The sequence below is a fragment of the Streptomyces sp. TLI_053 genome, from assembly GCF_900105395.1.
Classification (GTDB): domain Bacteria; phylum Actinomycetota; class Actinomycetes; order Streptomycetales; family Streptomycetaceae; genus Kitasatospora.
The window spans coordinates 2570966-2597633 of record NZ_LT629775.1 but is presented as its reverse complement, the minus strand read 5'-3'; the positions used below and the strand labels follow the sequence as shown (position 1 = coordinate 2597633).

Annotated in this window: 17 protein-coding genes; 13 read left to right on the top strand and 4 right to left on the bottom strand. The window is 76.7% G+C overall.

Annotated elements, in window-relative coordinates:
* The first annotated feature begins 18 nt into the window (after nucleotides 1-18).
* Nucleotides 19-216, top strand: a complete 198-nt coding sequence (locus tag BLU95_RS10285) for an MbtH family protein (RefSeq protein WP_030391819.1) — start codon at nucleotides 19-21, stop codon at nucleotides 214-216.
* Nucleotides 213-1670 (top strand): DHA2 family efflux MFS transporter permease subunit, encoded by a 1458-nt coding sequence (locus BLU95_RS10280; RefSeq protein ID WP_093859740.1) that lies wholly within the window; start codon nucleotides 213-215, stop codon nucleotides 1668-1670. The genes BLU95_RS10285 and BLU95_RS10280 overlap by 4 nt, the downstream gene beginning before the upstream one ends.
* A gap of 82 nt (nucleotides 1671-1752) precedes the next feature.
* Here BLU95_RS10280 and BLU95_RS10275 read toward each other — a convergent pair whose 3' ends face one another.
* Complete coding sequence (locus BLU95_RS10275) at nucleotides 1753-2736, bottom strand: GNAT family N-acetyltransferase (protein WP_093859739.1); 984 nt, start codon at nucleotides 2734-2736, stop codon at nucleotides 1753-1755.
* 108 nt (nucleotides 2737-2844) lie between these two features.
* Here BLU95_RS10275 and BLU95_RS10270 point away from each other — a divergent pair, with 108 nt between their 5' ends.
* Nucleotides 2845-3402, top strand: coding sequence for a hypothetical protein (locus BLU95_RS10270; RefSeq protein WP_231978508.1), 558 nt, complete (start codon nucleotides 2845-2847; stop codon nucleotides 3400-3402).
* Nucleotides 3403-3829: 427 nt separating this feature from the next.
* The gene (locus BLU95_RS10265; protein ID WP_093859737.1) at nucleotides 3830-4327 is read left to right on the top strand and encodes a beta-class carbonic anhydrase; all 498 of its coding nucleotides are present in this window, start codon (nucleotides 3830-3832) and stop codon (nucleotides 4325-4327) included.
* A 54-nt stretch (nucleotides 4328-4381) separates the two neighbouring features.
* Here the strand turns inward: BLU95_RS10265 and fes are convergent, their stop codons facing one another.
* Both fes and fhuB read right to left on the bottom strand, forming a co-directional pair.
* Nucleotides 4382-5554: an enterochelin esterase gene (fes, locus tag BLU95_RS10260; protein ID WP_231978507.1), complete on the bottom strand. Its 1173-nt coding sequence runs from the start codon at nucleotides 5552-5554 to the stop codon at nucleotides 4382-4384.
* A 19-nt stretch (nucleotides 5555-5573) separates the two neighbouring features.
* Nucleotides 5574-7745: a Fe(3+)-hydroxamate ABC transporter permease FhuB gene (gene fhuB / locus BLU95_RS10255; protein ID WP_093859735.1), complete on the bottom strand. Its 2172-nt coding sequence runs from the start codon at nucleotides 7743-7745 to the stop codon at nucleotides 5574-5576.
* Between the two features lie 164 nt (nucleotides 7746-7909).
* On the opposite strand from fhuB, the gene BLU95_RS10250 reads away from it, so the two are divergent.
* The 9 genes from BLU95_RS10250 (at nucleotide 7910) to BLU95_RS10210 (ending at nucleotide 25972) form a co-directional block, all read left to right on the top strand.
* Nucleotides 7910-8965, top strand: a complete 1056-nt coding sequence (locus tag BLU95_RS10250; RefSeq protein WP_093859734.1) for an ABC transporter substrate-binding protein — start codon at nucleotides 7910-7912, stop codon at nucleotides 8963-8965.
* Nucleotides 8966-9221: 256 nt separating this feature from the next.
* The gene (locus BLU95_RS10245) at nucleotides 9222-10013 is read left to right on the top strand and encodes an ABC transporter ATP-binding protein (protein ID WP_093859733.1); all 792 of its coding nucleotides are present in this window, start codon (nucleotides 9222-9224) and stop codon (nucleotides 10011-10013) included.
* A 165-nt stretch (nucleotides 10014-10178) separates the two neighbouring features.
* Nucleotides 10179-11456 carry a PQQ-dependent sugar dehydrogenase gene (locus BLU95_RS10240; RefSeq protein ID WP_093859732.1) on the top strand — a complete coding sequence of 426 codons (1278 nt, stop codon included), beginning with the start codon at nucleotides 10179-10181 and terminating at the stop codon, nucleotides 11454-11456.
* 159 nt (nucleotides 11457-11615) lie between these two features.
* Nucleotides 11616-12470, top strand: coding sequence for a DUF4132 domain-containing protein (locus BLU95_RS10235; protein WP_093859731.1), 855 nt, complete (start codon nucleotides 11616-11618; stop codon nucleotides 12468-12470).
* Nucleotides 12467-17662, top strand: coding sequence for a hypothetical protein (locus tag BLU95_RS10230; protein ID WP_093859730.1), 5196 nt, complete (start codon nucleotides 12467-12469; stop codon nucleotides 17660-17662). The genes BLU95_RS10235 and BLU95_RS10230 overlap by 4 nt, the downstream gene beginning before the upstream one ends.
* Nucleotides 17659-18849, top strand: coding sequence for an ATP-binding protein (locus tag BLU95_RS10225; RefSeq protein WP_093859729.1), 1191 nt, complete (start codon nucleotides 17659-17661; stop codon nucleotides 18847-18849). The genes BLU95_RS10230 and BLU95_RS10225 overlap by 4 nt, the downstream gene beginning before the upstream one ends.
* A 117-nt stretch (nucleotides 18850-18966) precedes the next feature.
* Complete coding sequence (locus BLU95_RS10220) at nucleotides 18967-23244, top strand: DUF5682 family protein (RefSeq protein WP_231978506.1); 4278 nt, start codon at nucleotides 18967-18969, stop codon at nucleotides 23242-23244.
* Nucleotides 23241-25283, top strand: coding sequence for a hypothetical protein (locus BLU95_RS45035; RefSeq protein ID WP_093859728.1), 2043 nt, complete (start codon nucleotides 23241-23243; stop codon nucleotides 25281-25283). Before BLU95_RS10220 ends, BLU95_RS45035 begins: the two co-directional genes overlap by 4 nt.
* 221 nt (nucleotides 25284-25504) lie before the next feature.
* Entirely contained in the window at nucleotides 25505-25972 is a 468-nt protein-coding gene (locus BLU95_RS10210; RefSeq protein ID WP_093859727.1) for a MarR family winged helix-turn-helix transcriptional regulator, read from the top strand.
* A gap of 49 nt (nucleotides 25973-26021) precedes the next feature.
* Here the strand turns inward: BLU95_RS10210 and BLU95_RS10205 are convergent, their stop codons facing one another.
* Nucleotides 26022-26594, bottom strand: a complete 573-nt coding sequence (locus tag BLU95_RS10205; RefSeq protein WP_231978505.1) for a GTP-binding protein — start codon at nucleotides 26592-26594, stop codon at nucleotides 26022-26024.
* Between the last annotated feature and the right edge of the window lie 74 nt (nucleotides 26595-26668).

Here is a 26668-nt window from a genome sequence, read left to right as displayed (position 1 = left end):
GACAGGAGAACCCACCCCATGAGTGACGCCCCCGCCAACCCCTTCGACGGCGACGGCGAGTTCCTCGCGCTCGTCAACGACCAGGGCCAGCACTCGCTCTGGCCGGACTTCGCCGCCGTCCCGGCCGGCTGGACCGTCGCCCACGGGCCGTGCGAGCGCGCCGCCGCGCTGGACTGGATCACCGCCCACTGGACCGAGCTGAGTCCGGCCCGATGACCGACACGGACGCCAAGCCCGTCCCCGGCCCCGGCACCCCCGCCGGGGCCGGGGACGGCGCCCCGGCCCGCCCCCTGTTCGCGGGGCGGCTCGCCGTGGTGCTCGTCTACACGGCCGCGATGTGCATGAACGGCCTGGACTCGACGATCGTCAACCCGGCCCTGTTCACCATCGCCGGTGACTTCGGCCGCCCGGTCTCCGCCGCCAACGCGGTGGAGACCGCCTTCCTGGTCGGCCTCGCCGTCGGACTCCCGGCGGCCGGCTGGCTCGGCGACCGGTTCGGGGTCCGGCGGGTCTTCCTCGGCTCGCTCGCGGTGTTCACCCTGGCCAGCGCCCTGTGCGCGGCCGCCCCCGGCCTCGGCGCGCTCACCGCCGCCCGGGCGGCCCAGGGCGTCGCCGGCGGCCTGCTCACCCCGGTCGGCATGACGCTGCTGTTCCGGGCCTTCGAGCCGCACGAGCGGGCCGGCCTCGGCAAGGTGCTGATCGTGCCGACGGCCCTGATGCCCGCGCTCGGCCCGCCGCTCGGCGGCTTCCTGACCGAGCACCTCTCCTGGCACTGGCTGTTCCTGGTCAATGTGCCGATCGGCGTCGCGGCCGTCCTGACCGGCGTGTTCGCCCTGCGCGACCAGGAGGAGCCGCCGGCCGGGCGCTTCGACACCACCGGCTTCCTGCTCGCCACCCCGGGCCTGGGCCTGCTCACCTACGCGCTCGGCTTCGGCCCGGCGCACGGCTGGACCTCCCCGGCGGTGGGCCTGTCCGGGGTCCTCGGCGTGGTGCTGCTCGGCCTCGCCGTCCGGCACCAGCTGCGGGCCGAGGAGCCGCTGGTGGACCTGCGGCTGCTCGCCGACCGCACCTTCGGCGCGGCCAGTTGGCTGGCCCTGCTGACCGCCGCCGGGCTGATGGGCGCGCTGTTCGCCTTCCCGCTGCTCTACCAGGCGGCGCTGGGCGCCTCGGCGCTGGACGCGGGCCTGAGCGTGTTCCCGGAGGCGATCGGCCTGATGGCCGCCTCCCAGGTGGTCGACCGGCTGCTGCCGAGGCTCGGCCCGCGCCGGCTCGCGCTGCCGGCCCTGCTGCTCGCGGCCCTGGTGCTGGCCGCCCTCGCCCTGCCGGGCGTCGGCGGGAACGCCTGGGCCGTCCGGGCGCTGATGTTCGGCGTCGGCCTGATCCTGGGCACCGCCGTGCTGACGGTCCAGATCGCGGGCTTCGCGGACGTGCCCGGACCCGCGATGGGCCGGGCGATGGGCCTGTTCACCATCGTCCGCACGCTCGGCGGCGCGTTCGGCATCGCCGGCGCGGCGGCCCTGATCGGCGCGCTGGCCGAGGACGGCACGCACGGCGCGGAACCCGGGCCGTACCGGGTCGCGCTGGTGGCCACGGCCGGGGCGGTCGCCCTCGGCGCCCTGGTCGCGGCCCGGCTGCCGAAGGAGGCCCCGGGACCGCCGCCGATGGACTGAGCGCCCGGCCCGGCACCGCCGCAGGACGGCACCCCGCCCGGGGTGCCGTCCTGCGGCGTTCGCGGCCGGGGACGGGCGGGCCTCAGAGCTCCTTGACCAGCCGTCGCCGCCCGCCGCCCCACCGGTACCCGAGGGCGGTGTTCACCGCGACCATCGGCACGTTGCCGGCCTCGACCTCGGTGTGCACCGTCCGCACACCGTGTCCGCGGAGGTGCCGCGCCGCGTGCAGTTTGAGCGCCCGGGCGAGCCCGCGCCCGCGCCAGGCCCGCAGCACCGCCGTGTAGTGGACGCGGCAGGCCAGAGGGTCGTCCGTCCCGTGCACGACGGTGGCGCCGACGATCCGCCCGGCGCACTCGGCCGTGAACACCCAGTCGGGGCGGCCGCCGGGACCGCCCAGCGCCTCGCCCCGCCAGTCGTCGAACTCCGGCAGGGCGTCGACGAATCCGGGGTTGTCGCGCAGGGTCTCCCGGTAGAGGTGGTGCAACTGCCGCTCGGGCCCGGGGGCGCCGGTGGTGGCGAGGGTGTCCAGGTGCAGGCCGGGCGGCGGTTGCGGGGCGGCTAGGTGCGGGCCCAACGGGGCGCTCGCCGACCGCACATGGGCGTCCACCCGGTAGCCGCGGCCGAGCAGCAGTCCGGTCAGGTCGACCGGGGAGTCCCACCCCACGGCCGCCGGCCCGCCCTGCCCGTCCGGCAGTTCGCCGAGCAGCCGGCCGGCTCCGGCCTCGCGCCCCCAGCGCTCCAGCCCGTCGTAGAGCGGCAGCAGCCAGCCCGGCGCGCGCCCCGGTGCGCTGACGACGCGCGAGGCGAGGTCCCCGGGGGGCGTCCAGGGGGCCCGCCAGGCGGTGGCGTACCCGAGCAGGTCCCCGGTGGGCCCGGGCTGGACCAGCCGGACCCGGCCGTGCCCGGTGAGTCGCCCCCGCCCGTCGGTGGTCAGCCGGTCCCGGTCCGGCAGCGCCGCGTCCCGGCCGCGCAGTTCGGCGGCCGTGACGGGCGGCCCGGCCCCGTCGGCGGAGAGGAGCTCCGCCAGCGCGGGGTAGTCGGTGTCGGGCCGGAACGCGCGGATCATCCGCGGCCGCCGAAGACATGTGAGTGCGTCACATGTGACACGGTACTGGTCCCCGCGGTGTCCCGTCCGGGTTTTGCTCCATGATCCACATTGATGAGATTCTGTGCTGTGCACAACAAACCGACCGCCCCGTTGATCGGTGCCGCCTTCGGCCTCGCGTTCGTCCTGGCGAACGCCGGTGCCCTCCCCGGAGCCGCCGCCGCGCTGCTCCGGGTCCTCGCGATCCTGGTGTTCCTCCGGCTGTTCCTGGTCATGCGCCGTCGTCCGGTCGCCCCCGCCCGGGCGGGTGGCTCCGCCGCTCCCGCGGTACCCCTGTTCGGCCGCGACTACCGGCTGGTGGTGGCCGCCGAGGTGGCCGTCGGCCTGGCCGGCCTCGTCGTCGTCAACCCCGTGCTGCACGCACCGAAGGCCACCGTCGGCTGGATCGCCCTGGTGGTCGGTCTGCACTTCTTCGGCCTGGCGGCGGTCTGGCGGCGGCCCGCGCTCAACGTGCTGGCGGCCGCCATGTCGGTGTGCGGCGCGGCGGGCGTCGTCCTCGCCGCGGCCGACGCCCCGGCCGCCGTCGTCGCGGTGGTGGCGGGCATCGCCCCGGGGGGCCTGCTGCTCGCTTCGGTGGCCCGGAGTCTGCGCGCACCGGCCGTCGACGCCGCCCCGCGGCAGGTCTGACGGCGGGTGGGGCGCCCCGGCGGTCCCGTGCCGCCGGCGCCGTCGCCCGAGGGGGTGGAGAATGCCGGATTCGCCCGGCGGGCGGGTGCGGTGGGCGGTACGGTGCCCGCATGACCGTGCTCGTCCGCCGTCGTCACATCGACTTCGGCCGCATCCACTCCACCGGCTGTCCGGTCACCTTCTGATCGATCGATCGATCCCCGGCCGGTCGGGCCGCGCCGCTCCGCAGGGCGGCGCCGCACCCGACGGCCGTCGTCCGCCGCCGCGCACGGTCCGCCGCCTCCGGGCGGGCCGGTCCGCGCCCGCGCGGCGCCGTCCCGGGCGCGCCGGCCGCCCCCCGCACACCGGCGGGCGGCCCCGTGTCCCGGACGACCACGATCCGACCGCACCGAAGGTCCGACCGCACCGAAGGGAACGTCCGTCCGCCATGACCGACACCGCCACCGACCACTACCTCCGCAACAACTCCGAGTACGCCGCGGGCTTCGAGGGTCCGCTGCCGCTCCCGCCCGCCCGCCGCACGGCCGTCCTGGCCTGCATGGACGCCCGGCTCAACGTGTACGGCGCGCTCGGTCTCGCCGAGGGCGACTCGCACGTGATCCGCAACGCCGGCGGCGTCGCCACGGACGACGCCATCCGCTCGCTGGCGATCAGCCAGCGACTGCTCGGGACCGAGGAGATCATCCTCGTGCACCACACCGACTGCGGAATGCTCACCTTCGGCGACGACGCCTTCCGCGAGGAGATCCGGAAGGAGACCGGGGTCAAGCCGCCGTGGGCGGCGGAGGCCTTCGCCGACCTGGAGACCGACGTCCGGCAGTCGGCCGCGCGGATCCGGACCAGCCCGTTCGTCCCGCACACCCGGTCCGTGCGCGGCTTCGTGTTCGACGTCGCGACCGGGGTCCTCACGGAGGTCGAGCTCTGAGCGCGGGGGTGGTGGGCGCGGCGGCCGCGCCCACCACCCCCGGCAGCCCGGGCGTCAGCCGCGCCGCCCCAGCAGGTGGACCAGGCCGTCGGCCAGGCCCCCGCGCCAGCAGGCGTAGTCGTGCCCGCCGTTGAACTCCCGGTAGGCGAGGTCGTAGCCCCGGTCGAGCAGCACGTCGCGCAGGTTGCGGTTCTGGGGGAGCAGCAGCCATTCCTGGAGGCCTGCCTCCACCCAGAAGCGGGCGTCGCGCCGCTCGGCGGCGGCGAACTGACGGGTGAGCCACTCGCTGCCGTCGTTGAGCTCGGTCGCGTCGGGCCACCAGAACGAGCCGGACTGGGAGAGCGCGTTTCCGAACCGGGCCGGCCGGTGGAAGGCGGCGAAGGCGGCGGTCAGCCCGCCCGCGCTCTGGCCGGCGATGACCGTGCGGGCCGGGTCGGCAGTGACCCGGTACTCGGCGCCGGCCCAGGGCAGCACCCGGTCGGCCAGCAGGTCGACGAAGTCCGGGTTGCAGCTGAGGTCCTCTGGGCGGGTCCGGGGCGGGGTGTGGACGAGCAGCGCGACGGTCGGCGGGATCAGCCCCTCGGCGGTCAGGTTGTCCAGGGTGTCGCCGACCGACAGCTGCCCGCCCCACACGTCGCCGTCCAGCAGGACCAGCACCGGGTAGGGGTCGCCGTCCGGACGGTGCCCGGCGGGCAGGTGGACGTCGACGGTCCGCCCGGCCGCCTCGGCGCGCACGGTGCGCCCGCGCGGCACCTCCGGGCGGCGCTCGGCGTACGGCTGGGCGAGCGCCTCGGGCAGGGCGAGCACCGAGGAGGGGTGGCGCCCGTCGCGGCCGGGCAGCCGCGGGCCCCGGTCGAGCGGGTCGGGGCGGGCGTCGTCCAGGACCTTCAGCCAGTCCGCCCGCCGGGTGCCGGGGACGGCCCCGCGCACCGGGTACAGCTGGTAGGACGCCCGGTGGTCGGCGCGCAGCCGGTAGGTGCGCGACCAGCCGCCGGCCCGGCGCTCCATCAGGTGCGGGGTGAGGTCGCCGGCGTGCCGGTCCTTGTCGGTGACGGTGTGGACGAGCGCGAGCACGCCGTCGTACGGCTCCTCGCCCGGCTCGTCGCGCAGCACGAAGGTCACCTGCCGGTAGGCCGGGTCCTCGGGGTCGGCGTCGACCAGCGGGGCGCCCTCGGCGGCCACCCGGGCCCAGAACGTGTCGTCGACGACAGGATGTTCATTCTGCACGGTGGGAACTCCTCGATGATCAGGCGGGGTTGCCCTTGCGGCCGAGCAACACCCAGAGCAGGAACGGGCCGCCGAGCACGGTGGTGACGATGCCGACCGGGATCTCGACACCGGAGATCAGTACCCGGCCGAGGGTGTCGGCGAGCACGATGAGCACCGCGCCGACCAGGGCCGAGCCGAGCACCGGGACGCGGGACGGCCCGGCCAGCCGGCCGGCGACGACCGGTGCGGCCAGCGCGACGAAGCCGACCGGTCCGCAGATCCCGACGGCGAGTCCGGCGAGTGCCACCGCCAGCAGCAGGCAGACGAGCCGGACCCGGCCGGGGTCGACGCCGAGCGAGGAGGCCACGTTGTCGTCGAAGCGCAGCACCGCGAGCCGGCGGGCCACCACCAGCGCGACCGGCACCAGCACGGCGAGGCCGATCAGCACCGGGGTGGCGACCTCGTAGTCCCGGCCGTTGAGGCTGCCGGAGGTCCAGACGTACAGCGAGGAGGCGGAACTGAGCGAGCGCCGGGCCATCGCGACCTGGATGACCGCGGAGGCGAGCGCCGACATGGCGAGGCCGACCACGAGCACCCGGTAGCCGCGGGCGCCGAGGCCGCCGGAGACGGCGGTGACCACGGCGACGGCGACCAGCGCGCCGATCGGTCCGGCCCACCAGGCGCCGAACGCGCCGGTGGCGGTGACGGAGATCAGTACGGCGGCGGTGGCTCCGTCGTTGACACCGAGCAGTTCGGGGGTGGCGAGCCGGTTGCGGGCCAGGGTCTGGGTGAGGCAGCCGGCCAGGCCGAGCGCGGCGCCGGCGGCCAGGCCGGCGACGATCCGGCCGAGCCGGAACTTCTGCACCAGCAGGACGTCCAGGCGGTCGCCGTAGCCGAAGACGGCCCGGAAGGTGGAGCCGAGGTCGAGTTCGCTCTGTCCGGCGTGCGCGGAGACCACCACGGCGGCGAGCAGGGCGACGGCGAGGCCGAGCGCCGCCAGCGCCGGGCGCCGCGGGAGCAGGACGGACAGCGCGCCGCGCCGGAGCACCACGTCCGGCCTGGGCGGCTTCTCCTCCGGGTGGCCGCTCCGGCCGGAGGACTCGGCGGGGGCGGTGTCGGTCAGGCCGAGCGCGGCGGTCTTCCTGGACCGCACGATGGCGATCAGCGCGGGCGCGCCGATCAGCGCGACGATGACCGAGACGGGGGCCTCGAAGGGGCGGGCGACCACTCGGGCGAGCACGTCCGCCCCGGTCAGCACGGCGGCGCCGACCAGCCCGGCGAGCAGGGTGAGCCGGCCGACCCGGGGGCCGGCGGCGGCCCGGGCCACGAAGCCGGCGAGCAGGCCGAGGAAGGAGATCGGCCCGGCGAGGGCGACGGCGGAGGCGGTGAGCAGGGTGACGGCGAGGGCGACGGCGGCGCGGGTGGCGCCGGGGCGGTGGCCGAGGCCGCGGGCCAGGTCGTCGCCGAGCGCGAGCGCGGACAGCGGCCGGGTGGTGAGCAGGGCGACCACGAAGCCGACCCCGAGCACCGGGGCGAGCTGGCTCAGTGTCGTCCAGCCCTCCACACCGGCCAGCGAGCCGAGCACCCAGACCCGGTAGCGGTCGTACGCCTCGGGGGAGTTGACGATCAGTACGCCGGTGAGGCCGCCGAAGGTGGCACCGACGGCGGAGCCGCCGAGGACGAGTCGCATCGGGGAGCCGCCGCCCCGGCTGCCGGCGATCGCCAGGACGAGTCCGCTGGCCAGGACGGCGCCGCCGAAGGCGAAGGCGAGGTAGCCGTAGGAGGTCTGGACGCCGAGCACGGCGATGCCGAGGACGACGCCCAGCGAGGCGCCGGCGTTGACGCCGAGCAGGCCGGTCTCGGCGAGCGGATTGCGGGTGACGGCCTGGAGCTGGGCGCCGGCCACCCCGAGCGCGGCGCCGACCAGCAGGGAGGTCAGGGTGCGGGGGAGGCGCAGGTCGCCGACGACCAGGGCGAGGTGACTGTCGGCGCGGGCGCCGTCGGTGTCGAGCAGGTAGTCCAGCACGCGGCCGGGGCCGACCTCGCCGGCGCCGACGGACAGCGAGAGCGCCGTCAGGGCGAGCAGCGCGGCGAGGATGCCGCCGAGGGCGATCCGGGCGGTGCGGCGGGACCGGTCGGCCGTCGGCGGTGCGGGCACGGAGGGGTCCGCACCGGCCGCTTCGACGGCACCCACTTGCGACAATGTCATAAGGTAAGGCTAACCTAATGGTCAGCGCGGTCGGACGGGTGTCCGAGCCGGGGTCGCATCCGTCCGGATCGTCCTGGTTCGTTCCGACGCACCACCGCTGCACCGCCGCACACCGCACTGTCGTCCGTACCGCCCGTACGTAACACCCCTGCCCGGAGGCATCCATGTCGACCCCCCAGAGCCCGCTGCACCTCGCCCGCCGTCGTGCGGTCCAGGCGGTGGCCGCCACCGGGGCGGCCACGCTCCTGCTCGTCGGCTGCGGCTCGTCGGGCTCCTCCGACAAGGCGTCCTCCGACAAGGGCTCCCCGTCCGCCGCCGCCACCACCGGCGCCACGACCGCCGCCGCGGGCAGCCCGGCCGCCCCGGCCGCCGGCGACAAGCGGACCGTCAAGGACGCCACCGGCACCGCCGTCGAGATCCCCGCCGAGCCCAAGCGCATCGTCACCCTCACCCAGGAGGACCTCGACGCGGTGCTCGCCCTCGGCCTCAAGCCGGCCGGCATCACCAACGGCCAGGGCCTCAACGAGCCGCCGGCGTACCTGAAGGACAAGGTCCAGGGCATCCCGGTGGTCGGCAACCTGCTCCAGCCCGTCATGGACAAGGTCATCGCCGCCAAGCCCGACCTCATCCTGGCCGGCGACATGCAGGACCAGCAGGTCCTCAAGCAGCTGCGCGAGATCACCCCGGCCACCGTCGTCACCATGGCCCCGACCGACGACTGGAAGCTCTCCTTCCGCGGCATCGGCAACGCCGTCAACAAGCTGGACCAGGCCAACAAGGTCATCGCCGACTACGACGCCAAGGCCGCCAAGGCCGGCGGCGAGCTCGGCGAGAACAAGGGCAAGGCCGTCTCCATCGTCCGCTGGAACCCGACCGGCCCCAGCTGGATGGAGAAGAAGCAGTTCGCCAGCGGCGTCGCCCTCGACATGGGTCTGACCCGCCCGCAGGCCCAGGACAAGGACGGCAACGCCCACACCCCGGCACTGAGCCTGGAGAAGATCAACGAGATCGACGGCGACTGGCTGTTCCTGTCCACCCTCACCGACGACGGCAAGGCCGCGCTGAAGGACGTCCAGTCCAAGCCCGCCTACCAGGAGCTCGGCGCGGTGAAGAACAACCACACCGTGACCGTGGACGGTTCGGTCTGGTCGACCCGCGGCGGCCCGCTCGCGGCCGACGTCGTGATCGGCGACATCAGCAAGGCGCTCGGCGCCAAGTGACCGCAGGCGGCGGGCGTCCCTCCTCACGGGACGCCCGCCGCCCGCTTCGTTCTCCGGCGCGTGCGCTGCCCGCTTCGCCGGCGGGGCGCGCGGCGCCCGTTCCGGTGTCCGGGGCGTCCGCCGCCCGCTCCGTCCGCCGGGGCGGGCGACGCCCGTTCCGCTCACAGGGCCGGGCGACGCTCGCTCCGTTCCGCTCCCGGGGGCGGCGGACACCCCGTTCCGTCCCCCTTCTGCTCTCCCATCGAAGGAACCCGCCATGGAGTTGACGGTCGAGGGCCTCACGGCCGGCTACGGTCCCGGACGCCCGGTGCTCGGCGGCGTCGACCTCACCGTGCCCGGCGGGCAGGTGGTGGCCGTCGTCGGCCCGAACGGCTGCGGCAAGTCCACCCTGCTGCGCGCGATCGCCCGGCTGCACCGGCCCGACTCCGGCCGGGTGCTGGTCGGCGGCGAGGACGTCTGGAAGCTGCGCCCGCGGCAGGCCGCCCACCGGGTCGCGCTGCTGCCGCAGAGCCCGCAGGCGCCGGAGGCGGTCACCGTGGCGGGGCTGGTCCGCTACGGCCGCCACCCGCACCAGGGTCTGTTCCGGCAGTGGTCCGCCGACGACGAGCGGCTCACCGGCGAGGCCCTGCGGGCGACCGGTGTCGAGGAGTTCGCCGACCGCCGGCTCGACCGGCTCTCCGGCGGGCAGCGGCAGCGCTGCTGGCTCGCCATGGTGCTGGCCCAGGACGCGCCGGTGGTCCTGCTCGACGAGCCGACCAGCGCCCTCGACCTCGGCCACGCCGTCGAGGTGCTGGAGCTGGTGCGCGAGGTCGCGGCGGGCGGGCGCACCGTCGTCATGGTGCTGCACGACCTCGCGGCGGCCGCCCGCTACGCCGACCTGGTGGTGGCGATGCGCGGCGGGGAGATGATCGCCTGCGGTCCGCCGCGCGAGGTGGTGGACGCGCCGCTGGTGCGGGCGCTGTACGACGTCGACAGCGATGTGCTCGCGGCCCCCGGGGACGGCGCGCCGGTGATCGTCCCGCGTGCGGGGAGCCGGAAGGCGGCCTGACCGGGCCGCCCGGGGGAGCCCCCGAACGGACCGGGGGGCGCGCGGGGTTGCGGGACCGGCGCGGCGGGTTGCCGGGCGGGCGCCGGGGCCGGTGTGGTCTGCTGGACGGGCGTCCGCCGGACGTCCGCGCCGCCGCGCCCGCGCCGCCTTCCGGGAGGGTCACCGATGCCCCGCCGTACCGTCGCCCTGCTCGTCGCCATCGCTCTCGGCCCGGCCGCCGCGGTCGGCTGCTCCTCGGCCGCCGGCCCGGACCGGGCCGGCGGGTCGTCCTCGGACGCCGCGGCCTCCGTCCCCGTTCCGACGGCCTCCGGGCCGACCGCTTCGGATCCGACGGCCTCCGCGGCGTCCGAGGTGCCCACGTCCTCCCCGGCCACGTCCGCCGCTCCGGCGTCCTCCGCGCCCGCCTCGTCGGCCCCCGCGTCGTCCGCGTCGGCGCCCTCGGCGCCCGCCTCGGTGGCCGTCCGGGGCACCGTCGCCGACGGCCTCAAGTCCCCCTGGGGCCTTGCCGTTCTGCCCGGGGGCGACCTGCTGGTCTCCGAGCGCGACAGCGCCCGGATCCTGCGCGTCTCGGCGAAGGACGGCAGCAGGACGGTGGCCGGTACCGTCCCGGGCGTCACCTCCGGCGGCGAGGGCGGCCTGCTCGGGCTCGCCCTCTCGCCCGACCACGCCACCGACCACCGGGTGTACGCCTACCTCTCCACCGGCTCGGACAACCGGATCGTCCGGCTCGACCTCGACCCCTCCAAGCCCGCCGGATCCCAACTCGGCGCCCCCGCGGTGCTGTTCAGCGGCATCCCGCACGGACCCAGGCACAACGGCGGGCGGATCGCGTTCGGTCCGGACGGCTTCCTCTACGCGGGCACCGGCGACGCCGACAACCGCTCGCTCGCCCAGGACCGCGACTCCCTCGGCGGCAAGATCCTCCGTCTCACCCGGGACGGGGACCCCGCGCCCGGCAACCCGTTCGCCGGCTCGCCGGTCTGGTCGCTCGGCCACCGCAACGTCCAGGGGCTGGCCTGGGACCCGCAGGGGCGGCTCTGGGCCTCGGAGTTCGGCCAGGACACCTGGGACGAGCTCAACCTGATCACCCCCGGCGGCAACTGCGGCTGGCCCACCGTCGAGGGCACCGCCGGACGGGCGGGCTTCACCGACCCGGTCGCCCAGTGGCACACCGCCGACGCCTCGCCGAGCGGGATCGCCTTCGCCGACGGCGCCGTGTGGGTGGCCGCGCTGCGCGGTACCCGGCTCTGGCGGGTCCCGGTGGACGGCGCCGGGGCGGTCGGCACCCCGCAGGACTTCCTCCGCGGCGAGTACGGCCGTCTGCGCACCGTGGCGGCCGACGGGGACGGCACCCTGCTCCTCGTCACCGACAACACCGACGGCCGGGGCTCGCCGCGGCCGGGCGACGACCGGATTCTGCGACTGGACGTCAGCGGGGGGTGACGGAGGGTCGCATTCGGCCACCCGTTCGAGCGGTTTGAACGTGGTTCGACCGGGGATCCGCCGCTTCCTACCGTTCAGTACCCCTCCCTGCCCGTCGCGTTGTCAGTGTGTCCCGTTACGTTCCTCCCAATTGACCGACCAGCTGGGAGGAGAGCGGCCGTGGCGTGGGTTGAAACGGGTTCGGGCGGCTATTTCGTCGCCTTCGACGAGGAGGGCAAGGTGGTCTGCCGCAATGCGGCGGGCCGTCAGCTGAAAGCCGTCCCGCCGAAGCTGAACGACGATCCGGTGGTGCTCGGGCTCCGGCAGCTCACCGAGTGGCTGGACGCGCACCGGCGCGGCTGCCTGGAGACCGCCGAGCGGTGGATGGTGCGTTCGCTGCCGGTGCCCGCCGCCGTCGTCACCGCCGTCTGGGCGGACGAGGCGTGGCGCGAGGTGCTGCGCGACCTCGTGGTCACGGGGGCCGACGGCGCCGTGGCCGGCTTCCTGCGCGGGGCCGACGCCGAGCGCGGCATCGGCCTGGTCGACCTCGACGGGGACACCGTCCGGCTCACCGGCAGCGAGCTGCGGATACCCCACCCGGTCCTGCTGGAGGAGCTGGACGAGCTGCGCGAGTTCGCCGTCGAACTCGGCGTCTCCCAGCAGGTCCAGCAGCTGTACCGGGAGGTCTGGCACCGGCCGGCGGACGTCACCGGCACCCAGGTCGACACCTACGCGGGCGGCCGCTACGCCGCGCTGCGCGACCTGCTCGGCCGCTGCACCAGGCTCGGCCACCGGGTCCGCGGCGGGCACGCCGTGCTGCCCGTGGTCGAGGACGGCCGGGCCCTGGAGGCGCGGGTCTGGGTCGGCGACTACTACGAGTACGACGAGTGCGAGACCGGCTCGCTGAGCTGGACCGGCCCGGACGGCAAGGTCCTGCCGCTGGCCGAGGTCGGACCGGTCGCCTGGTCCGAGGGGATGCGGATGGCCGCCGCACTGTACGCCGGCCGCACGATCGAAGGGGAGGAAGCCGCATGAGCACCACCACCGGGCCCGACCGCACCGCCACGGGTGCCCCCGGCGGAGCCGACCGCCACCAGCGGCTGCTGGACTCCGGGGCGATCCTCGCCCCCGGCACCCTGCCCGGCGCCGGCGGCCCCGACAGCGCCGCCGACGTCCTCACCGCCCGCGGCTACGCCCACCCCGCGCTCGACGGCCGGCGGATCGTCCGGCTGGTGCCCGGCGCGCTCGGCCCCGCCGAGGACCTCGCCGTCGACTTCCTCGGGCTCGTCCCCGCCGAGGAGCCGGTCGAGGTCGGCCAGGTCCGCCAGGAGGCACTGGGCTTCCCCGCCTGGGCGCTCGTGCACGACCCGGCCAACGGTCACCACGCGCTCGCCCTGGTCAAGGAGATGGAGCGGCTCGCCCGCCAGGCCAAGTCCAAGCCGGGCCACGCCAAGGACGGCTTCGACGAGCTGGCCGGCCGGCTCGGCCGCGCCGTCCCGCACTTCCTGCCCACCTTCTGCGAGCAGGTCGGCCGGATCTTCCTCGAGCAGGAGAACCAGACCTACGCGAGCACCTTCTTCGGGCGGGCCCGCGAGGCCGAGCGCACCCACAGCCTCCCCGTCGACGAGGAGCGGCTGCGCGCCGTCTTCCTGGAGTTCGCGCTGGCCGGCGCCCTCACGGTCAAGGCGCTGCGCCAGTACGTCAAGGAGCTGAGCGGCCGGCTCGACCCGCTGACCGCCTGGCAGCGGTTCCGCCAGCTGTGCACCGAGCGCTCGGCGGCCGGCATGGCCCCCTACGCCGGGGTCGCCGAGGACGCCCGCACCCTGCTCAAGGCCGCCGGGCTGGACCGGGACGAGCACGAGCGGGGCCTGCTGCTCGAACTGCTCGCCTCACCCGCCGTGAACCGCGCGCCCGGCACCTTCTGGAAGAGCTGGCACGAGGCCGTCGTCGAGCTCGGCCGGGGCGACGCCGCCGTGCGCGCCCGGCTGCTGGAGCTGATGCCCGACCCGCCGGGCAACGACGACCGCACCCGGCAGGACGCCGGCTGGCTCGCCGTGCTGGCGGAGAGCGGCGCCGAGCGCCTGCTCACCGACCTGCCCGCCGACCTCGCCGACCTCGCCGACGGCGCGGCGGCCGCCGAGCCGGCCGCCGCCTGGCTCCAGCGCTGGACCAACCACCTCGGCCGCGGCTGGCGCACCCAGGGCCTCAGCACCGAGACCGTCGCACTGGCCGGGCGGATGTTCGACCGGCTGCGTGCCGAGGGCGTGCCGGTCGACCTCTTCACCGGGGTGCGCCGCAGCGCCACCCAGCTCGAACTCCTCGACCTGCTGCTCGCCGAGGGCGTCCCGGTCGCCGACCCGGCCGAGGGCCACAGCTTCCACCTCCAGGACTGGGTCGGCGCCTCCGACCCCGACGGCCGCACCCTCGCCGCGATCGCCGCCGACCCGCGCTTCCGGTCCGCGCTGCGAGCCGCCGTCCCGCCCGTCTGGGACACCGTCGACAGCCGCCGCCTCGCCGCCCGCCCGGTCCTGCGCGAGCTCTTCGTCGAGTGGTCCGACGCCCGCGCCGACGAGCTCGCGGCGGCCCGCGGCCTGGAGAGCGCCAGCGGGATCCTGCACCAGCTGAGCGCCCACCGCACCGGCATCCGCGACGAGAACCCGGCCGCCGCCCGGCGGATCGCCGACCTCGACGTGACCGGGCTGCTCGCCGACACCCTGCGCGGCGGCATCCTCGACGAACTCGGCTGGCCCGCCCTGGAGGAGGCGCTCGTCCGGCTCGGCGTGGAGGCCGGGGACACCCCCGGCGTCGGCAGCGGCCGCAACCTCCCCGAGGGGCTGCTGCTGGAGGAGGCGTGGCCGAACCTCGTGCTCGCCCGCGGCCACCAGGTCGTGGTGGCCGGCCCGCAGGGCATCGTGCTCGAGCACACCCTGCGCATCCCCGACAAACTGGACACCTGGCACCGTCCCCGCTTCCGCTTCGTCGACGGCGAACTCCTGGTCGCCTGGGCCCACGAGGGCAAGCAGCGGGCCTACTGGTCCGGCCGGCCCGCCGACACCTTCGAGCTCGGCGGCGAGCGGATCGCCCACTACTACGGCGGCGGCGACATCGAGACCCCGACCCTGCCGCTGCCCGGCGGCGGCCGCACCGGCGGCCACCGGCCGCTGCACGTCGGCGACACCGTGCTGCCCGCCGAGGGCCGTGTCCTCGGCGACGGCACCGGCCACTGGAGGGCCCACCGGAGCGCCGGCGTCGCCGTCCTGGAGGAGATCGACCCCGCCACCGGCACCGTCGGCCGCGCCTCGGAGCCGCCGCGGATCGCCGCCAACGCCGCGGCGGGCAGCCTCGACCTCCGCCGCTCCCAGCTGCTGCCGTTCCAGCCCGGTCTCGAGGACACGCCGCTCGGCACCGACGGCACCGTGCTCGGCAGCTGGCTCCGCAAGGACGGCACCCGGGTCACCACCGTGACCGCCGACGGCACCACCCTCGTCGTGGACAACACCCGGAGCAGTCACCTCCTGCACCCGCTCGGCCGGCTCGCCCTTCCCGGCGGCGGCCACCCGGTGGTCCAGGACGGCAACGGGCGGCAGCTCGCCCTCGGCCTGCCCACCGCGGACTCCCCGGCCGAGGGCACCGTCGCCGCGGACCCGACCGGTTTCACCGCCGACTTCGAGCCCGGCCGCCCCGGCGGCCTCGCCGCCGCCGGCACCGCCCTGGTGCTGCCGCTCGCCCACTGGCACGTCCTGCGTCCGCGCGACGAGCGCGGCTCGACCGAGCTTCGCGCCGTCGACCGCGAGCTGGCCGCCCGGCTCGTCGACGCCGCCTGGCCGGCCGACGCCGAGCCCGTGCCCGCCGCCCAGCAGCGCTGGATCACCGTCCAGGGCGTGCGCCGTCCGGTCGTCAGCAGTGGCAAGGCCGAGGAGCGGCTGCCGGTCGACGCCGTCGCCGGCGTCCTGCCCGGCGTCACCCACCGGCTGCTGCTGGCCGGCGTCACCGGCCTCGCCCGCACCGCGGCCGACCTGCTGGACCGGGTCGCCCGCTACGTCCCGCAGCCCGAGGACGACGGCCGCACCGCCGGCGGCTCCGCCGCCACCGGCTACGCCCACCGGCCCGAGCACGGCACCGACTACGAGCTCGGCCAGGCCGTCTCCCTGCTGCTGCCCGGTGTCGGCGGCTTCGGCCGCTCCTGGGAGCGCGGCCCCGAGTACCGGGTCCTCAACAACCTCCGGGCCGTCACCGCCGTCCTCGCCGAGCCCCCCGCGGCCGAGGGCGACGGCTGGAGCACCCGGCACCGGATCGAGCTGCACGGCGACGACAACCACCACGGCTGGCTGCAGGTGCTCGGCCGGCTCGGCACCCTCGCCTACGCGGCCGCCGCCCCGCTCACCTCCGCCGAGCAGCGCCACTCGCTCGGGCTGCTGCTCACCGAGCTCACCGCCGGGCTGCTCGCCGACCGGGGCGACACCCTGCGCGAGGTCGTCCTCACCGAGCCGCTCACCGACCCGAACGCCCCCAAGGGCAAGCACGAGCGCCGGGCCGGCCAGGTCTGGCGGCACGGCGACCGCACCGTCGTCGTGCTCGGCTGCAGCCACCACCACGAGGACAAGGCGCACTGGCTCGCCGTCGACCACGACCCGAGCGGCGCCTTCGGCGCGGTGGCCCACTTCGGCACCGCCCAGGAGCGCCGCACCGAGGAGACCGTCGACGCGGCCTGGGTCGCCCGCTTCACCGGACTGCTGCGCGAGCACGGTGCCACGACCCACCGCGCCGACCGCGCCGCCGACTTCGGCGCGCGCACCGGCATCGGCGCCGTCCGCTCCACGCTGCTGTTCAGCCCCACCGAGGCCCTGATCCACTGGTACGGGGCGCCGCTGCCCCCCGAGGCACTCAAGGAGTACGGCCTCAAGTCCGGCGAGTCCAAGGCCGCCCGCGACTGGCTGCGCGGCTGCGAGCGCGAGGTCCTCGGCGAGGTCTGGGCCGCCCTGCTGCCCGCCGACCCGGAGGAGCTCTGGAGCATCGGCCCCGACAGCGCCGCCGGTGCCGCGCACTGGACGGCCCGCCTCGGCCGGCTGGTCACCCTGCCCGAGGCCGAGCAGGCCACCGTCAGCGGCACCAGGATCCAGAAGGTCGAGGAGATCCTCAACCACGCCACCACCCCGTGGCTGAGCCGCACCACCCGCCAACGGGTGCTCCCGCTGGGCGAGTCGGCCACACCCGTGCTGCAGGCCGACGACCCGCTCGCGGTGCTCGACTACAGCACCCTGTCCGAGGCCGCCGACGCGATCGCCTGGCTCGCCTACCGGCTGCCGTGGAACAGCCCGCTGCGCGCCTCGCTCGGGCCCGCCGTCCAGGCCCTGCGCACCCGCCTGGCGGACCCGGGGCTGCTGCTCGCCTACGACCTGCGCCGCAACAGCAAGGGCGAACCGCTGTCCCCGGTGCTGCGCGCCCGCTACGGCCTGCCCGCCGAGGGCGGTGCCGACGCGGACGGGCTGGTCCGCGTCGGCGAGGCCCTGGTGCTGTCGCCCGGCCACGACGAGGCGGAGCAGATCTGGTGGCGCCCGGCCGGCCTCGACGGGCCGCAGGACCAGGCGCTGGACCAGCTGGCCGGTCTCGGTGACAGCTACTGGCTGGCCCGTCAGCGGACGGTGCTCACGGCGCTCCTGGACGGGGAGCTGGACCGGCTGGTCGCCCTGCCGGAGCTGCCCGACGCCACGGGTACCGCCGGTGCTGTCGGTGCGGCGGGTGCCGCCGGTGCTCCGGCCGAGGGGGCCGAGGTCTGGCCGCACCACCCGCTGCTCACGGTGCCCGAGCTGGTCACCGAGGTCGCCAAGACCCACGAGCTCGGCGAGGACGCCGCCGTCCTCTACCTCCAGCTGCTGGCCCTGCCCGACCCGACCGACCGCAATGTCGCGCGCTGGACGGGCTGGAAGCCGGCCCGGCTGAAGAAGGCGCGCGCCGAACTCCTCGCCTCCGGACTGGTCATGGAGGCCAAGCGGGCCCGCGCCGGGCGCACCCTCTTCCTCCCCGGCGGCTGGCAGGAGGCCAAGGCGCCCGGTCTGCCCGTCGAGACCTGGAAGGCCGCCCTCTACGATCTCCCCACCCACCACGACGTGCTGCCGCGCTCCGCCGTCCCGGAGCTGTTCGCCCGGGCCTGGCAGCGCGTCACCGACGGGGACGCCCCCGGCTTCGAAGAGCTCCGGACCGGCAAGCGCAGGAAGGCCCGCCGATGACCGCCACGACCACGACCACCACCACGGGTACCTCCACCGCCGACACCTCCACCGCCGGTGCTGAGAGCGCGGCCCGGCAGGTCGTGCCGCCGGAGGAGCGGTTCGCCGCCGAACTGGAGTTCCTCGCCGCGCACGACTCCGGCCCGCGCCCGCCCGGCTGGCGGCTCACCCCGCGCGCCGTCGTCACCTTCGTGATGGGCAGCGGCGGCGAGAAGCTCAAGGCGGGCCGCCGGAGCCTGGCGATCGAGCAGAAGTTCGTCGGCGAGCGGGCCCTCGTCGAACGCTGCGTCGTCACCCTCGCCGGCGAGCGCGGTCTGCTGCTCGTCGGCGAGCCCGGCACCGCCAAGTCGATGCTGTCCGAGCTCCTCGCCGCCGCCGTCTGCGGCACCAGCGCACTCACCGTCCAGGGCACCGCCGGCACCACCGAGGACCAGCTCAAGTACGGCTGGAACTACGCCCTGCTGCTCGCCAAGGGCCCCAGCCGCGAGGCGCTGGTGCCCTCCCCGGTGCTCAGCGCGATGAGCACCGGCGCGGTCGCCCGGGTCGAGGAGGTCACCCGCTGCCTCCCGGAGGTCCAGGACGCCCTGGTCTCGCTGCTCTCCGAGCGGCGGATCGCCGTCCCCGAGCTGGCCGGCACCCCGGACGGCCAACTGCACGCGGCCCCCGGCTTCACCCTGATCGCCACCGCCAACCTGCGGGACAAGGGGGTCAGCGAGATGTCCGCGGCGCTCAAGCGCCGGTTCAACTTCGAGACGGTCGGGCCGATCGGCAGCCTGGCGGCCGAGGTCGAGCTGGTCCGGCGCCAGTCCACCGCCGCCGTCGCCCGCGCCGGGGCCGCCTTCGCGGTCGACGACGCGGTACTGGAGGCCCTGGTCACGGCCTTCCGCGACCTGCGGACCGGCCGCTCCACCGAGGGCTGGGACGTCGAACGCCCGTCCACCGTGATGAGCACCGCCGAGGCGGTGTCGGTGGCCACCGCGCTCGGGGTGGGCGCCGCGTACCTGCCCGACGGCGGGGACCTGCTCGGCCGGCTCCCCGGCCAGCTGATCGGCGTCGTGCGCAAGGACGACCCGGCCGACGCCGCCCGGCTGCTCGGCTACTGGGACGGCCCGGTCCGACGCCGTGCCGAACAGGGCGCCGCCACCTGGCGCACCCTGTGGGAGCTGCGCTCCGCCCTGGACCACTGAGGCCCGGCCGGCCCGTCGTCACGACGGCGGCGGGCCGGCCTCCGGCCCCGCACACTCCCTCGCCCACCACCCCACCCCACCCTCCCCGTTCCCGAACTTCCACCGAGAGGTGAACAGATGAGCAGCGCGGTGCCGCCCGGCGGGGCGGACCTCGGCCACGACGACCCGCGAGGGGCGGTCGCGACCGAGGCGGACCGACTGGCCGCCTCCGGCCTCGACGCACCCGGGCCCTACCTGATCGGGGTGCGTCACCACGCGCCTTCGCTCAGCGTCGTCGTGCCCGCGCTGCTGGACGCCGCCCGGCCCGACGTCCTGCTGGTCGAACTGCCCGCCGAGTTCCAGCCCTGGCTGGACCTGCTCGCGGACGAGGCCACCCGCGCCCCGGTCGCCCTCGCCGCCGCACCCGCCGCCGACCGCCCGGACGACGCGACCGACGCGGGCGACGGCGCCGGGCTCGCGTTCTACCCGTTCGCCGACTTCTCGCCCGAACTCGCCGCCCTGCGCTGGGCCCGCCGGCACGGCGTCGAGACGATCGCCTGCGACCTGCCCCTCGCCGTCCGCGACCGGTACACCGGCCGCGGCGACCACGCCGGCCGCGCCGACCGGGACACCGCCGGCCCGGGCGTCCCCCGGCCCGGTGTCGCCGACGCCCTCCGCAACCGCCTCACCGGCCGCGAGGACGACGAGGACCTCTGGGACCGCCTCGTCGAGACCGCCGCCCCAGGCTCCACCCCGGAGGCCGTCCGCCGCGCCGCGCTGCTGGTCGGCTGGGCGCTGCGCCGCGACGCCCGGGACGCCACCGGCGTCGACCCGTACGACCTGCGGCGCGAGGCCTGGATGCGGGCGCGCATCGAGGAGGCGGCCGAGGGCGGCCGCCGGGTCGCCGCCGTCGTCGGAGCCTTCCACGCGCCCGCGCTCGTCCCGGCCGCGGCCTCCGCCACCGGGACACCCGGGCCCGGCGACGACCCAGGCCGTGACCCCGACCCCGGCCTCGCCCCCGACCGGGTGCCGGCCGGCCGCCACGTCGTCTCCCTGATCCCCTACACCTACCCGCTGCTCGACGCCCGCTCCGGCTACCCGGCCGGCATCCGCGACCCCGAGTGGCAGCACACCGTGCTCGACGCCGCCGGGGACCAGGACCGGCTGGCCGAGGCGCTGATCACCACCGCCGTGCGGATCTGCGAGGCCCTGCGCGGCCAGGACCACCCGTCCGGCCCGGCCGACGCCCGGGAGATCGTCCGCCTCGCCGGTGACCTCGCCCGATTGCGCGGCCTCGCGGCGCCCGGCCGGGGCGAGCTGGTCGAGGCCGTCCAGACCGCCCTCGCCCAGGGCGAACCGCTCGGCCGGGGCCGGGCGGTGGCCCGCGCACTGGAACGGGTCCTGGTCGGCACCCGTACCGGCGCGCCCACCCCGGCCGCCCCGCGCAGCGGCCTCGCCCCCGCGGTGGAGCGGCTCCTCGCCGAGCTGGGCCTGCCCGGCCCCGGCGACACCGCCGAGCCCGCCCCGCGCGAGCTGCGCCTCGACCCGCTCCGCTCGGCCCTCGACCGCCGCCGCGAACTCCTGCTCCACCGGCTGACGGCCTGCGGCGTCCCGTACGCCGAACCGGTCGAGTCGACCGGCGCGGGCGGCACGGAGACCCTCACCACCCGCTGGCGGGTCCGCTGGACCCCGACCGTCGCCGCGATGCTCACCGTCGCCGGGACCCAGGGCGTCACCCCGGCCCAGGCCGCCGAGGGCGCCCTGCGCGAGCGGCTGCGGCGGGAGCGGCAGGCCGACGGCCCGACCGCCCGCGAGGTCCTCCGGGGCCTCGCCGACGCCGATGCCTGCGGCCTGCCGGCCCTCACCGCCACCCGCCTCACCCAGCTCACGGCCGTCCTTCCGGAGAGCGGCACCCTGCCCGAACTCCTCGACGGCCTCGCCCTGCTGGACCGCCTCGCCGCCACCCACCGCCCGGGTGCGGCGGCCACGCCGCCGGCCCCCGCCGGGGGCTCCGCACCCGGAGCGTCCGGCCCCGTCGACCTCGCCGGCGGCCCGGTCCCGGGCGCCGCTGTTGCCGTGGCCGCCCCCGCGGCGGCCCTCCCGTCCCTGCGCGCCGGTGGAAGCCCGGGTGTGCCGTGTGCTGTGCCGGTCCCTGCCGACGGCGGCCGCGCCGAGCTCACCGCTGGCGCTCCGCAGGGCGTCACCCCGCCCGAGCCGTCCGACCGCCCTGGCACGGACCTGGTCCCGGCCGCGGGCCCGGCGGCTCCGCCGTCGGCCCTCGGTGGTGGTTCCGCCGATCTCGCGTCAGGGGCGGGCGGCACCGGCCGTCCGGCGGCCCCGGGGTCCGTCGCTGCGGACCGCCCCGCCGCCGGCGGTGCCTCCGCCGTGGCCGTCCCTCCCCACCTCCCCGCCGCCACCGGCTCCGGGGACGCCTTCCTGACGGCCGTGGCAGCCGCCGCGGAGGTGGTGACGGTGGCGGCGGTGCGGCAGTTGGAGGGGCTGGGCGGATCGGACGAGGCCGACGACGCCAGGGCGCTGGTCGAGCTGGCCCGGCGGGCCGACCTCTCCGGCGGCCTGCGACTGCGCCACGCGCTGGCCGAACTCGCCGACCGGGGAAGCCCGATGGTGCGCGGTGCGGCCGGTGCGGTGCGGGTGCTGCTCCGGCAGGAGGTCCCGGTGGTGTTCGGGGACCGGGCCGCCTCCTGGGTCGACGGCGCCACCGGCCCCGACGCCCGGCACGCCCTGGGCCGGTCGCTGGTCGGTCTGCTGACGGCCGCCGAGGGACTGCTCTCCACCGCCCCCGAGGTGCTCGAACCGCTGCTGGAGCGGATCGTCACCCTCCCGGACAGCGCCTTCCTGGACCGGCTGCCCGCCCTGCGCGGCGGGTTCGACACGCTCAGCCCGGCGGCCCGGGACCGGCTGCTGACCCTGGTCGAGGAGCGGCTGGGAGCCCGGCTGGACGCGCTGCCGGAGGAGGTGCCGCCCGCCCTGTTCGCGGACTGGTCCCGCGCCGACCTCGCGGCCCGTTCCGCGCTCGCCCGCCGGGGACTGCTCCCACCGGACCTCCCGGCCCCCACCGAGGCGCCACCCGTCCAGGCGCCACCCCTCCAGGCACCACCCACCGAGGCGCGCCGCACCGACAGGGTCCGGGCCGACGAGGCACCCGTACCCGAACCGGTCCCCGCAGCCGCCCCCGAGCCCGCCCCCGAGTCGTCCGGCGCCCACGCCCTCGGCGCGGCGGAGCGCTGGCGGCTGCTCCTCGGCCGCCCGGGCAGCGGCCGCCCCGGCGGCCGTGCCTCGCGGCTCGCGGCCGCGCTGGACGAGCTCTACGGCACCGGGCAGGGCGAGGGCTCCGGCCCCGGCCTGGACGGCCGGGGCGGGGCGGGCGGCAACCGGGGCGGCCGCGAGGCGCCCTACCCGGGCGTGCGCGAGTGGTCCGAGGAGCTGACGGCCCTGTTCGGACCCGGCATCCGGGAGGAGGTGCTGGCGGCGGCCGTGGCGCACGGGCGCGGCGATGCCCTGGAGGCGATCGACCCGGGTGCCGTCCGGCCGTCGGTCGACCTGTTGCGCACCGTCCTGGAGCACGCGGGCGGTCTGCCCGAGGCCCGGTTGGCCGCGCTGCGGCCGCTGGTGCGGCGCCTGGTCGACGAGCTGAGCCGGGAGCTGGCGACCAGGCTGCGCCCCGCCCTCACCGGGATCAGCGTGCCGAGGCCCAGCCGGCGCCCCGGCGGCGGCCTGGACCTGCACCGCACCATCCGCGCCAACCTGGCGACCGCCCGCCCCGCGGCCCCCTGGGTCGAGGGTGGCAGCGGCACCGCCGCCGGCACCGGTACCGGCGGCACCGACGGCGGCACCGAGTCGGGCCGGATGGTGATCGTGCCCGAGCGCCCGGTGTTCCGGACCCGGGCCAAGCAGGCGTCCGACTGGCGCCTGATCCTGGTCGTGGACGTCTCCGGCTCGATGGAGTCGTCGACGGTCTGGGCGGCGCTGACCGCGTCGATCCTGGCCGGGGTGCCCTCGCTGAGCACGCACTTCGTCGCCTTCTCGACCGAGGTGGTCGACCTGACCGACCGCGTGACGGATCCGCTCGGCCTGCTCCTCGAGGTCCGGATCGGCGGCGGTACCCATATCGCCGCCGGGCTGAAGTACGCGCGGGAGCTGGTGACGGTGCCCTCCCGCACGCTGATCGCGGTGGTCAGCGACTTCGAGGAGGGCGGTCCGGTGGGCGGGCTGCTCGCGCAGACCCGGGCGCTGGTCGACTCCGGGTGCCACCTGCTGGGCTGCGCCGCACTGGACGACACCGGGACGGCCCGGTACTCGAAGGCGATCGCGAGCCGACTGGTCGCGGCCGGGATGCCGGTGGCGGCGCTCAGCCCGCTCGAACTGGCCCGCTGGGTGGGGGAGAAGGTCCGATGACGGAGACGGTGCAGGACATGACGGGGACGCGGGTGCCGTGGCCGGCGGTGCGACCGGAGGTGGTCGCCGAGGTGGTGGCCGGGCTGTCGGCGCGCCTGCAGAAGCGCCTGGACGGGGCCGCCGCCAAACTGGCCGAGCGGCCGGTGGAACGGACGGGCGAGGACTGGCGGATCGCGGTCGACGAGGAGACGGAGCTCGTCCTGCACGCGCCGGGCGGGGTGGTCGCCACGTCCGGCGATGTGCGCTGCGGCTGCCTGCTGGCGCCCGCGTGCGTGCACCGGGCGGCCGCGGTCACGGTCTGCCCGCTGGCCGACGGCGAACCCCCGGTCGACCAGGCCGACCCGGCCGGCCGGGCTGAACCGGAGGTGGCCGACAGCGGAGCCCGGACCTCCGCCCCGGCCCCTCTCCCCGACGGCCCGCCGGAGCCCGTGGCGGCCGCCGGGACGCTCGGCGCCGCCGAACGCGCCGCCGTCGACCAACTGCACCGGGTGGCCTCCGCCGCACTCGCGGCTGGCGTGGGCGGTGCGGGCGCGGTGCTCCAGGCGGAGCTGTTGCGGGCGGCCCACCGGGCCCGGCTGGCCGGGCTGCACCGGCCGGCCGCCGCCGCGGTGGCGGTGGTCACCCGGATCCGGGCGGCCCGGTCGGGTGAGCCGGACCACCGGCTCGCCGACCTGGTGGCCGGTCTGCGCGAGCTGCTCGGCCTCGGCGCGGCCCTGACCGCCGCGGCGGCGGCGGACACCGCCGGTCCGGGCGTCGCGGCCCTGCGCGGGACGGCCCGCCAGGCGTACGCGGCGGCGGGCGGGTTGCGGCTCTACGGACTGTTCTCCGAACCGGTGCTGACGGCCACCCACGCGGGGGTGCTCACCTGGGCGGTCGACGCGGGCGGCGGCCTGCACACGATGGCCGAGATCATGCCGCACAGCGACGCGGCCGCGGCGGCGCCGCAGGCGGTCGGCGCCGGCAACCGCGCGGTCCGGCTGGGCGACGCGATGCTCAGCCACCGCGAGTTCACCCGGGCCGGGCTGGTCGTGCAGGGTGCGACCAGGTCGGCGGCCGGGCGGCTCGGGGCGGGCGCCTCGGTCCGGGCGGTGCGCGCGGCGGGGGCGGCCTGGACGGCAGAGCCGGCGGCCCGGCTCTGGACCGAGCCGCCGGCCGCCCAGGTGGCGCGGGCGCTCGGCGCGGCCGCACTGCCCCCTGAGGTCCGGCCCGCCGGGGGAGAACTCCTGTTCCTGGACGTGACGCTGCTCGGGGCGGTCCCGTACGGGACGGGCGGCGAGCCGAGTCTGCTGGCGGACTGCGGGGGAACGGTGGTGGCGCTGCGCGCCGCGCACGACCACCCGGGACTCGCCCACCGGGGCAACCTCGCCCTGCTCGCGACCGCCCCGGGTCTGCGGCTGCGAGTGATCGGCCGGCTGGAGCGCTCGGCCCGTCCCGAGCTGAGCCTACTGGCCGTCGGCGAGCCCCCGTCCACCCGACCTGCCGACGCCCGACACACGGACGTCGGACCCACGGACGCCGGACCCACGGACGCCGGACCCACCGACGCCGGACCCGTGGAGGCCCGACCCCCGTCCTCCTCCCCTTCCCTCGCCCTGCCCGCCGATCGCGCCGGCCGGGTCAATCTCGGCCTGGAGCGGCTCCAGACGGCGGACCTGACCCTCCCGCCCCAGGAAGCGGCCTCGCCGCTGACGGCCCTGCCGGCGGGGCCGCTCCCGCCGACCACGCCGGTGCACCTGCTGTCCCGGCGGGTGGAGCAGGCGGTGACCGGCGGCCGGGCGGTGCTGGCACTGGGCACCGGGGCGGCGCAGGCCGACCGGGCCCGGTTGCGGTCGGCGGGGCTGGCCACCGGCGCATCGCTGCTGGAGGGTCTGCTCGGGGCGGCGATGGACCAGCCGCGCGATGTCTTCGGCCGGGTGGTCACGGACGACCACAGGGCCTTCGCGGCCGCCTGGTCGGCGGCGGCCTGGTACGAGGAGGAGTTGGCCTCGGCACTCTGCGCGACCGCCTGGACCCTGGAGGTTCCCGGCAATCAGCCATAAGGAGAACTATTTGCACAAGCAGATATGCCGCGCCGAATGGCATACTTGAACGAAGCGGAACGTTCGAACGGTCGGTGGCCTGCCGGAGGGGGCCGGCCCCCGGGGCAGGACCCCGCAGGACTGCCGCACCACAGGACTGCCGCACCGCAGGACTGCCGCACCGGGGGGCTGCGGGCCGCAGCACCGTACGAGCACATGACCCGAGCAGGGAGACGCGAGCCATGGGGATCCAGGACGACGCCGCCGAGATCCGTGCCAGCGGCTGGCGCACGCTCGCCGCGCTGCACGGGCTGATCGACTCGGCCCTGGAGAAGGCGCTGCAGGCCGAGTACCGCCTCTCCGTGGTCGAGTACACGGTGCTGGAGGCGCTGTCGAGGCAGGACGGCTGGCACATGCGCATGCAGCAGCTGGCCCGCGCGGCGGCGCTGAGCAGCAGCGCCACCACCCGGTTGGTGAGCCGGCTGGAGGAACGCGGGCTGCTCTGCCGCTACCTGTGTGCGGACGACCGGCGCGGCATCTACACCGAGCTGACCGCGCAGGGCCGCGAACTGCTCGGGGCGGCGCGGCCGTTGCACGACGCGACGCTGGAGGCGACGCTCACCGGGGCCGCCGACGTCCCCGAACTGGCGCCGCTGGTCCGTGCCCTCCACGACCTGGAGCCGGCTTCCGCCGCCCCGTCCGGCGCCTGAGCGCGGCGCGGGGGAGCGGAACGCCCTGCTCCCCCGCGCCGCGCAGGTCTCAGCGCCGTGAGGTGAGCGCGTCCTCGTGGACCCGGTCGAGCAGGGCGAGCAGCAGTTCCTTGCTGGACGCGCGTTCCCGGACGTCGCAGAGCACGACCGGCACACCCGGGTCGAGGTCGAGCGCGCGCCGGACGTCGTCGGGGGTGCAGTCGCGCCGCCCGTGGAAGCAGTTGACACCGATGGCGAACGGGATGCCGCGCTGCTCGAAGAAGTCGACGGCGGCGAAGCTGGATTCCAGTCGGCGGGTGTCGGCCAGCACGATCGCGCCGAGCGCGCCGAGGGCGAGGTCGTCCCACATGAACCAGAACCGGAACTGTCCCGGGGTGCCGAACAGGTAGAGCACCAGGTCCTGCCGGACGGTGATCCGGCCGAAGTCCATCGCGACGGTGGTCGTCGACTTGCCCTGGACGCCGTCGAGGCTGTCGACCCCGATGCTGGCGCGGGTCATCCGTTCCTCGGTCTGGAGCGGTTCGATCTCGCTGACCGAGCCGACCATGGTGGTCTTGCCGACGCCGAAGCCGCCGGCCACGAGGATCTTGACCGCGCCCGGCACCAGGCTCTGGGTCGTCACGTCTGGTCTCCTGGAGGGGAACTGAGCGGAGGAGCGAAAAGTCGGAACAGCAGGGGAGCGGAGGGCGCCGGAAC

Excerpts from the sequence above, each read along its gene's own strand:
- BLU95_RS10225 (WP_093859729.1), top strand. The coding sequence starts at position 17,659 with ATGACCGCCACGACCACGACCACCACCACGGGTACCTCCACCGCCGAC.
- BLU95_RS10220 (WP_231978506.1), top strand. The coding sequence starts at position 18,967 with ATGAGCAGCGCGGTGCCGCCCGGCGGGGCGGACCTCGGCCACGACGAC.
- BLU95_RS45035 (WP_093859728.1), top strand. The coding sequence starts at position 23,241 with ATGACGGAGACGGTGCAGGACATGACGGGGACGCGGGTGCCGTGGCCG.
- BLU95_RS10210 (WP_093859727.1), top strand. The coding sequence starts at position 25,505 with ATGGGGATCCAGGACGACGCCGCCGAGATCCGTGCCAGCGGCTGGCGC.
- BLU95_RS10240 (WP_093859732.1), top strand. The coding sequence starts at position 10,179 with ATGCCCCGCCGTACCGTCGCCCTGCTCGTCGCCATCGCTCTCGGCCCG.
- BLU95_RS10280 (WP_093859740.1), top strand. The coding sequence starts at position 213 with ATGACCGACACGGACGCCAAGCCCGTCCCCGGCCCCGGCACCCCCGCC.
- BLU95_RS10285 (WP_030391819.1), top strand. The coding sequence starts at position 19 with ATGAGTGACGCCCCCGCCAACCCCTTCGACGGCGACGGCGAGTTCCTC.
- BLU95_RS10250 (WP_093859734.1), top strand. The coding sequence starts at position 7,910 with ATGTCGACCCCCCAGAGCCCGCTGCACCTCGCCCGCCGTCGTGCGGTC.
- fhuB (WP_093859735.1), bottom strand. The coding sequence starts at position 7,745 with ATGACATTGTCGCAAGTGGGTGCCGTCGAAGCGGCCGGTGCGGACCCC.
- BLU95_RS10245 (WP_093859733.1), top strand. The coding sequence starts at position 9,222 with ATGGAGTTGACGGTCGAGGGCCTCACGGCCGGCTACGGTCCCGGACGC.
- BLU95_RS10230 (WP_093859730.1), top strand. The coding sequence starts at position 12,467 with ATGAGCACCACCACCGGGCCCGACCGCACCGCCACGGGTGCCCCCGGC.
- BLU95_RS10265 (WP_093859737.1), top strand. The coding sequence starts at position 3,830 with ATGACCGACACCGCCACCGACCACTACCTCCGCAACAACTCCGAGTAC.
- BLU95_RS10275 (WP_093859739.1), bottom strand. The coding sequence starts at position 2,736 with ATGATCCGCGCGTTCCGGCCCGACACCGACTACCCCGCGCTGGCGGAG.